Consider the following 8,647-nt stretch of genomic DNA (forward strand, 5'->3'; position numbering starts at 1 on the left):
CACCGGACCGCGCGGGGCGCCAGCAGGACTGGCGCCCCTTCTTTCAGAGAGAGGGAGAGAGATGAAACTATTTGATCTTCATGGCGACGTGGCGCTTGTGACGGGCGCTGGCAGCGGCATCGGGCAAGCGATCGCCATAGGGCTCGCGGAGGCCGGCGCCGACGTCGCCTGCTTCGGCCACAGCTCGAAGGGCGGGCTGGAGGAGACGGCCGGCAGGATCGAGGCGCTCGGCCGCAAGGCGCTGGTGCTGATGGGCACCGTGACTTCCGAAAGCGACCTCGCAGCGGCGGTCGAACGTATCGAAAGGGAACTCGGCGCGCTGACGATTGCCGTCAACAATGCCGGCGTCGCCGGGGCAGAACCCGCCGAGACGCTGCCGATGGAAAAATGGCAGAAGCTCTACGACGTCAATGTCGGCGGCGTGTTCCTGTCCTGCCAGGCCGAGGCGCGCGTCATGCTGCCGCGCCGCAAAGGTTCGATCGTCAACATCGCCTCGATGTCCGGCTCGATCGTCAACCGGGGCCTGACCCAGGCGCACTACAATTCGTCGAAGGCGGCGGTGATCCACATGTCGAAGAGCCTCGCCATGGAGTGGGCCGATCGCGGCCTGCGCGTCAATGTGGTAAGCCCAGGCTACACGCTGACGCCGATGAACAAGCGGCCCGAGGTCGCCGAGCAGGTCAAAATCTTCGAGCGCGACACGCCGATGGGCCGCATGGCAACGCCCGAGGAGATGGTCGGACCGACCGTGTTCCTGGCGAGCCGGGCCGCGAGTTTCGTCACCGGCATCGACCTCATCGTCGATGGCGGCTTCGTCTGCTGGTAGGAGAAAAAAGTGCAGAAGCGTTTTGAAGGAAAGACGGCGGTCGTCACGGGCGCCAGCGGCGGCATCGGTGCAGCCATGGCAAAACGCTTCGCGGCGGAAGGTGCCGCGGTCGTGGTCAGCGCCATCGACCCGCGCGTCGACGAGGTTGCGGCCAACCTCAAGGCTGCGGGCGCGAAGGTCGCCTCGATGCGCATGGATGTTACGAAGAAGGACGAGGTCGCGGCACTCTACGATCTCGCCGAGAAGGAATTCGGCCGCGTCGACATCTCCGTCCAGAACGCCGGCGTCATCACCATCGCCAAGATCGAGGCGCTGACGGAAGCCGAATGGGACAAGGTGATGGCGGTAAACACCAAGGGCGTGTTCCTGTGCTGCCAGGAAGCGATCGGACGCATGCGCAAGCATGGCGAAGGCGGCCGGCTCATCAACACGGCGTCAGGCCAGGCGCGGCAGGGTTTCATCTACACGCCGCATTACGCCGCCTCGAAGTTCGGCGTGGTCGGCATCACCCAGAGCCTCGCCAAGGAAGTGGCCAAGGAAAAAATCACCGTCAACGCCATCTGCCCCGGCATCATCGACACCGACATGTGGGCCTATAATGACACTGCCTGGGGCAAGCTGCTCGGCGACTACAAGCCGGGCGAGCTGATGGCGGAATGGGTGAAGAATATCCCCATGGGCCGCGCCGGCAGCGGCGAGGATGTCTCAGGCCTGGTCGGCTTCCTCGCCAGCGACGACGCCGCCTACATCACCGGACAAACCATCAACGTTGATGGCGGGCTGATCATGTCGTGAGGGGGCACTACGCGTTGAGGCGAAGGCGGCGCCAACCTCGCCTGCGACCGGCATCAGGGCTGCGCCGGCCGATTTCGTCGCCGGGCCTGCGACATAAGAGGCTTGCCGCCATCATTGCGCTCTTGTATCGCCACAATTATGTTCACCATGAGTGAAATAAATCGGCGGAAAGTTGAGGGGCGCCATGGCGAAGAAGACTAGCGACACCAAGCCTTCCGGCGCGATCGCCAAAGAAAAGGCATTGCCGAAGAGCGTCTCGGCGGACGGGAGAACCGTCCGAACCATCCGCCCGCCGCTCACGCAGGACCCGCATGCAATCCGCGACACACGCGAGAAAGTGCTGGAGGTGGCGATCGGCCATGAGGTGCGCGCCTTCCGCAAGAAGCTCGGCATCACCGTTGCCGATCTCGCGGCCGCCACCGACATTTCGCTCGGCATGCTGTCTAAGATCGAGAACGGCATCACCTCGCCGTCGCTGACCACGCTGCAGGCGCTGTCGCGGGCGCTCGGTGTTCCGGTCACCGCCTTCTTCCGCCGCTTCGAGGAGGAACGCGCCGCCGTCTTCGTCAAGGCCGGCGAAGGCGTCGACGTCGAGCGGCGCGGCACTCGCGCCGGCCACCAGTACAATCTGCTCGGCCATATTGGCGCAAACACAAGCGGCGTCGTCGTCGAGCCCTATCTGATCACGCTGACCGAGGATTCGGACGTGTTTCCGACCTTCCAGCACGCGGGCATGGAGTTCCTCTACATGCTCGAGGGCGAGGTCGTGTACCGGCACGGCAGCCATCTCTACCCGATGAAGCCGGGAGACAGCCTGTTCTTCGATGCGGACGCGCCGCACGGGCCGGAAGAGCTGACACAGCTACCGATGCGCTATCTCTCGATCATCTGCTATCCGCAAAACAGCACGAGCTAAAGCATGTCTCCCGAAATTGTGCAGCGGTTTCGGGACAAAGACATGCCTAAAATCAAACACCTAAAGCAGGTCGCGTGAATCCTTTTTAACGCGACCTGCCACCTGCCTTAGTCGCTCACGCGCCGGACATGCGCGGCTGCCATCCTCCTATCCAGCATGGGTCGGTGGCCCGACATCGCGCTGCCTTTTCCGTCGGCGTTCTTTCTGCCCGCCCACACCGGCGCCAAGCCGTCCGCGACAATTTCCTGCAGGCAAGTAGTTTTATCCACAGGCAAACCTCGGACGGCCGACCAAACGGTTTGCCGAGCGTAAAACCGGCTTGACAATTCCACGGTTCGGGCAGAACTTATGAAAAAAATTTCACTCTGTTGAAAGAGTGGACGCCTGGCCGCTTCGGAGCCGGACGTCGAGAAAGGGGAAAAAAACCGATGTCCGACCTGCATCAGCGCATCGAAGCGCTGTACCGCTCCGACGTGCGCGGATCCGTGCTCCTGATCGCCTGCCTCTGGGCGACGATCCTCTTCGTCCTCGTGATGACCTGGGCCTACATCCCCGATAGCGGGATCAAGGTCGTGGTGGTGATCGCGGCTGCCGCGGTGCTGATCTTCAACACCGCCGCTATCCTGGCGATGCTCAATCACTACAAGGAAGACAAGGAATTCATCTACGGCCTCGACATCAAGAACGCCGACGCGTTCCGCAACCGCCAGTCCTGAAGGGAGAAACCATGTCCCGCTACATCCCGCCGGAGCAGAACAAGGCCGGTCAGGTCTTCGACATCGCCGTCGTCGTGGTCGCCATTTTCGTGGCGCTGTGGCTGCCGCTGAAGCTCGGCCTTGCCGGTGCTGCGAAATCGATCGATGCGCTCGACGCCAAGACCTGGGACGCGCTCGGCCAGAACGCGACCATGGCCGCGATTTGGGAGAAGCTCGGCTACACGCCCGAGACCGCCCACGACATCATCCAGAATCGCTTCCACTACATCATCGACTGGCCGACGCTGATCATCATGGCGGTGGTGCTGATCGGCTATTTCGTCTTCCTGTTCCGAGCCTCCGATCGCGAATATCGCGAGGTGATCAACGAGAAGTTCGACGACAAGTAATTGCGGGGACAAGATCATGTGGATGACACTCTCTTACGCATGCTGGGGCATTTCGATCCTGCTCGCGCTCTGGATGCTCTACGACTGGTTCAAGGTCGATACGACCTATTCCGAGCAGACGCTGACCTCCTCGCGCGAAGGCGAGCTTGAAGCCGTCTCCGAAAAGCACCGGATCTGAGTGGAGCCAACAATGACAGTCGCGATTGAAACGGGACAAACGGTAATCCACGGCGACAGGGTCTCGCTGCTCAGGGTGCTCGGCCCCGCCCATGTCTGGGCGCTCGGCGTCGGCATCGTGCTTGTCGGTGAGTTCACCGGCTGGAATTTCGCGGCCGACAAGGGCGGCGCGCTCGCCGCGCTGATCGTCTGCTGGATCGTCGGCCTGCTCTACACATCGGTCGCCATGATCGATTCCGAGGTGACCTCGACCGTCGCCGCCGCCGGCGGGCAATATGCGCAGGCAAAGCACATCGTCGGGCCGCTGATGGCCTTCAACGTGGCGCTGTTCCTGGTCTTCGCCTACACGATGCTGGAAGTCTCCGACGCCATTCTGCTCGGCGACACGATCGTCGCCAAAGCCGGCGTCGAAGGGTTGACGCACAATTCCTTCATCGCCGCGACCATCGTGGTGCTGGCTTGGCTCAACTATCGCGGCGTGCTGATGACGCTCAACGTCAACTTTGTCATCACCGCGGTCGCCTATATCTCGATCATCATCCTGTTCTTCTCGGTGAGCCCGTGGACGCAAGGCGCGGTGCTGAAGCTCAACGAGCTGGTGACGCCCGGCAATGCGCTTCCCTATGGCTGGATCGGCGTGATCGCCGCCTTCCAGTTCGGCATCTGGTATTATCTCGGCATCGAAGGCACCACGCAGGCGGCCGAGGAAGTGCGCTCGCCGGCGCGCTCCCTGCCCTACGGCACGATGGCCGGCATGATCACGCTTCTGATCGCCGCCGCCATGACCTGGTATGTCTGCGCCTCGCTGATGCCCTGGGAATATCTCGGCATCACCTATTATCCGCTGTGGGACGCCGGCAAGCTGACCGGCAGCCCGCTGCTCGAGAACCTGCTGTTCATCGCGACGCTTCTCGCGGCACTGGCCTCCGCCAATGGCTGCATCAACGATGCGGCACGCGCCTGGTTCTCGCTCGGCCGCGACCGCTACCTGCCGAGCTGGTTCTCGGCGGTGCATCCGAAGTACCGCACGCCTTACCGCTCGATCCTGTTCCTGCTGCCGATCGCGCTCGCCTTCGCCTTCATCGCCGACCTCAACCAAGCGATCACCTTCTCGATCCTGTCGGGCGTGCTGCAATACACCTTCATGAGCATCAACATCATGATGTTCCGCAAAAAGTGGCCGCTGGGCTCGATCCGGCGCGGCTACACCCATCCCTTCCACCCGCTGCCGGCGATCGTTCTGTTCTGCCTGTGCGTGGTGACCTTCTTCGCCATCTTCCTCGGCTTCGGCTCGCAGCTGATCGCGATGGTCGCCTTCTACTTCCTGATCTCGCTGTGGTTCCACTTCTACCGCTACAAGTTCGTGCGCCGCGGCGATCAGTTCACGATGCCGTGGCCGAAGCCGCAGGGCTATTGAACGGAAAAAGACCCGCCGCCAGGCGGCGGGTCTTGGCGTGTCGAGATGTCTGAGTTGACGTCAGTCTTGCTTACCGGGGCGATCGTGCTTGCGGTCGTCCTCCATCTTGCCTGGCTCGCGCGCGCCAGCCGCAACCGGGCCAAGGCGGCGTTCGCCGCCGACGAGGCCGCTATCCGGGCGGTCATCGCGGACGCCATCGATGCCTCGGACGGCACGGCCGGAGTCGATACCTGGGCCGGTTCGTGGAACGGCGAGCGCGCGCAGGTGCGCACCATCGTCGACACGCTCGCGACCCGAAAGCTGCCGACACGCTGGCTGAGCGTGTCGATCACCGAGCCGGTCGCGGTGCCGGGCATTTTCGACATGATGATGCGGCCCGGGTCGCCGACGACCTTCTCCAATTTCGACCATCTCGAGCACACGCTGCCGAAGACGGCGGCGTTCCCCGACGATGCGGTGCTGCGGACAAACCGCAAGGGCGTGGTCTTTCCGCAGGACGTGATCGCAGCGCATGCCGGGATCTTTGCCGAGGGGCGTGCCAAGGAATTGCTGATCACGCCGAAGGGTGTGCGCATCGTGTGGCTGCTCGCCCAGGCCGACCGGGCGCGTTACGGCGTGTTCCGCCAAGCCGCGTTCGGCGACGCGAGGCTCGATCCGGCATTGCTCGAAGAACTGCTCGCGGCCGCATCCTCGCTTCGTCAGGCGATCAACCAGCGCGAAAGGCAGGCCGCATGAGCGATACCATCACCCCCGCCGACCGGCCTTCGAACCCCTACCTGGTGCTGGCCTCCGCTGTCGTCCTGCCGGGCAGCGGACATGTCATGCTCGGCTTGCCGGCGCGCGGCCTGCAATTCCTGTTCTTCATGGTGATCCTCGGCTGGGTGACGACCAAGGTGGCGCCGCCGGACGCCAGCTTCATCGGCCGCCACGCCGGCGGTTTCCTCATCTATGCGCTATCGATCCTCGACGCCTACAGGATAGCGCGCATCCGCCATGCGACATGGGCTCACAGGACGCGTCCGGATGGCGACGGCGCCGGAAACGGCGCAAACGCTGATGTATAATCACAGGAAAATTTTTTTCATACCAATTGAATTCCTCGGGCTCATTCGATACATCTGAGGAAGCCATAAACGTCGGAGGCTGGCATGTGCGGAATCGTCGGACTTTTCCTCAAGGACAAGGCGCTGGAGCCGAAGCTCGGCGCGATGCTGTCGGAGATGCTGGTCTCGCTCAGCGACCGCGGTCCGGACAGCGCCGGCATCGCCATCTATGGCGCGCCGACCGGCAACGAGGCCAAGATCACCGTGCAGTCGCCGAAGCCCGAGCGCGATTTTCGCGGCCTCGACGTTGACCTTGCCAAGGCGGTGGGCGCGCCGGTGAGCGTCGCCGTGAAATCGACGCACGCGGTCATCAGGACGACGCCGGAGAAGGTCGACACTGCACGCGAGGCATTGCAATCGCTGCGGCCCGATATCCGCATCATGGGCGCCGGCGAAGCGGTCGAGATCTACAAGGAAGTCGGCCTGCCGGAAGCCGTCGTCGAGCGCTTCGGCGTGCGCTCGATGACCGGCACGCACGGTATCGGTCATACCCGCATGGCGACGGAATCGGCGGTCACCACGATGGGCGCGCATCCCTTCTCGACCGGCGCCGACCAGTGCCTGGTGCACAACGGTTCGCTCTCCAACCACAACAATGTGCGGCGCGAGCTGGTGCGCGAAGGCATGACCTTCGAGACCGAGAACGACACCGAGGTGGCGGCCGCCTATCTCTCCAACAGGATGGCGCATGGCAAGAATCTCGGCGAGGCGCTCGAAGACACGCTCTCCGATCTCGACGGCTTCTTCACCTTCGTCGTCGGCACCAAGAACGGCTTCGGCGTGGTGCGCGATCCGATCGCCTGCAAGCCCGCCGTGATGGCCGAGACCGACCAGTATGTCGCCTTCGGCTCGGAATATCGCGCGCTCACCAAGCTGCCCGGCATAGACAATGCGAGGGTTTGGGAACCGGAGCCCGCAACCGTCTATTTCTGGGAGCATTGAGTTCATGCCCGCAACAACCATGCCGAAGGCGCAGCGCGAGCAAGGCCATGCAAGGGTCTTCGATCTCGGCCAGCAGTCCCTGCGTGAGCTGAACCAGGCGCTTCATCAGCTGACCCCCGGCTCGAACGAGACCGCCTGGGAAGTGCTCAACCCGAAAGGCAGCCATTCGGTCGCCGTCGGCGTCGACCAGCCGATCAGCGTCGATGTGCGCGGCAGCGTCGGCTATTACTGCGCCGGCATGAATGATGGCGCCGCCATCACCGTGCATGGCTCGGCCGGCCCCGGCGTCGGCGAGAACATGATGTCGGGCCAAATCGTGGTCAAAGGCGATGCCAGCCAGTATGCCGGCGCCACCGGCCGCGGCGGCCTGCTGGTCATCGAAGGCAACGCTTCCTCGCGCTGCGGCATCTCGATGAAGGGCATCGACATCGTCGTGCACGGCAATATCGGCCACATGTCGGCCTTCATGGCGCAGTCCGGCAATCTGGTCGTGCTGGGCGATGCCGGCGATGCGCTGGGCGACTCCATCTACGAGGCGCGGCTCTTCGTGCGCGGCAAGGTCGAGAGCCTCGGCGCCGACTGCATCGCCAAGGAGATGCGGCCCGAGCATATCGAACTGCTGCAAGGCCTGCTCGACCGCGCCGGCGTCACCGGCGTCAAGCCGTCGGAGTTCAAGCGCTACGGCTCGGCCCGCACGCTCTACAATTTCAACATCGACAACGCCGATGCGTATTGAGGCAAGATGACCTACCGCAACCCGCCGACGACGCCGCGCAAGTCCGCGATCTTCGACGACTACACGCTTTCCGAAATTCGTCGTGCCGCCGCGACCGGCATCTACGACATCCGCGGCGCCGGCGCCAAGCGCAAGCTGCCGCATTTCGACGACCTGCTTTTCCTCGGCGCCTCGATCTCGCGCTATCCGCTGGAAGGCTATCGCGAGCGCTGCGACACCAGCGTGGTGCTTGGCGCGCGCCACGCCCGGAAACCGATCGAGCTGAAGATCCCGATCACCATTGCCGGCATGAGCTTTGGGTCGCTCTCCGGCCCGGCCAAGGAAGCGCTGGGTCGTGGCGCCTCGCTTTCCGGCACCTCGACCACCACCGGCGACGGCGGCATGACCGAGGAAGAGCGCGGCCATTCCAAGACCCTGGTCTACCAGTACCTGCCCTCGCGCTACGGCATGAACCCGCGCGACCTACGCCGCGCCGACGCCATCGAGGTTGTCGTCGGCCAGGGCGCCAAGCCCGGCGGCGGCGGCATGCTGCTTGGCCAGAAGATCTCGGACCGCGTCGCCGAGATGCGCACGCTGCCCAAGGGCATCGACCAGCGCTCGGCCTCGCGCCATCCCGACTGGACCGGTCCC

General features: G+C 63.8%; 12 protein-coding genes. All 12 read left to right on the top strand.

What is annotated here, in order from left to right; genetic code table 11:
* Positions 1–61 precede the first annotated feature (61 nt).
* Entirely contained in the window at positions 62–826 is a 765-nt protein-coding gene (locus tag EH240_RS06695; RefSeq protein WP_124996619.1) for an SDR family oxidoreductase, read from the top strand.
* A 9-nt stretch (positions 827–835) separates the two neighbouring features.
* On the top strand, positions 836–1,621 hold the full coding sequence (locus EH240_RS06700; protein ID WP_124996620.1) for a glucose 1-dehydrogenase: 786 nt from the start codon (positions 836–838) through the stop codon (positions 1,619–1,621).
* Positions 1,622–1,805: 184 nt separating this feature from the next.
* Positions 1,806–2,537 (top strand): helix-turn-helix domain-containing protein, encoded by a 732-nt coding sequence (locus EH240_RS06705; RefSeq protein WP_124996621.1) that lies wholly within the window; start codon positions 1,806–1,808, stop codon positions 2,535–2,537.
* Positions 2,538–2,965: 428 nt separating this feature from the next.
* Entirely contained in the window at positions 2,966–3,253 is a 288-nt protein-coding gene (locus tag EH240_RS06710; RefSeq protein ID WP_124996622.1) for a hypothetical protein, read from the top strand.
* Positions 3,254–3,264: 11 nt separating this feature from the next.
* Positions 3,265–3,642 (top strand): hypothetical protein, encoded by a 378-nt coding sequence (locus EH240_RS06715; RefSeq protein WP_124996623.1) that lies wholly within the window; start codon positions 3,265–3,267, stop codon positions 3,640–3,642.
* A 16-nt stretch (positions 3,643–3,658) separates the two neighbouring features.
* Positions 3,659–3,820, top strand: a complete 162-nt coding sequence (locus EH240_RS06720; protein WP_124996624.1) for a hypothetical protein — start codon at positions 3,659–3,661, stop codon at positions 3,818–3,820.
* A gap of 12 nt (positions 3,821–3,832) precedes the next feature.
* On the top strand, positions 3,833–5,236 hold the full coding sequence (locus EH240_RS06725) for an APC family permease (protein WP_124996625.1): 1,404 nt from the start codon (positions 3,833–3,835) through the stop codon (positions 5,234–5,236).
* Positions 5,237–5,281: 45 nt separating this feature from the next.
* Positions 5,282–5,971, top strand: coding sequence for a hypothetical protein (locus tag EH240_RS06730; protein WP_124996626.1), 690 nt, complete (start codon positions 5,282–5,284; stop codon positions 5,969–5,971).
* Positions 5,968–6,300: a hypothetical protein gene (locus EH240_RS06735; protein ID WP_124996627.1), complete on the top strand. Its 333-nt coding sequence runs from the start codon at positions 5,968–5,970 to the stop codon at positions 6,298–6,300. Before EH240_RS06730 ends, EH240_RS06735 begins: the two co-directional genes overlap by 4 nt.
* An 84-nt stretch (positions 6,301–6,384) precedes the next feature.
* Positions 6,385–7,281 (top strand): class II glutamine amidotransferase, encoded by an 897-nt coding sequence (locus tag EH240_RS06740; protein WP_124996628.1) that lies wholly within the window; start codon positions 6,385–6,387, stop codon positions 7,279–7,281.
* A gap of 4 nt (positions 7,282–7,285) precedes the next feature.
* Entirely contained in the window at positions 7,286–8,017 is a 732-nt protein-coding gene (locus EH240_RS06745; protein WP_425374774.1) for a GltB/FmdC/FwdC-like GXGXG domain-containing protein, read from the top strand.
* Between the two features lie 6 nt (positions 8,018–8,023).
* On the top strand, positions 8,024–8,647 hold a 624-nt coding region (locus EH240_RS06750), incomplete at its 3' end, for a glutamate synthase-related protein (protein ID WP_245435848.1).

Source organism: Mesorhizobium tamadayense (genome assembly GCF_003863365.1).
Classification (GTDB): domain Bacteria; phylum Pseudomonadota; class Alphaproteobacteria; order Rhizobiales; family Rhizobiaceae; genus Mesorhizobium; species Mesorhizobium tamadayense.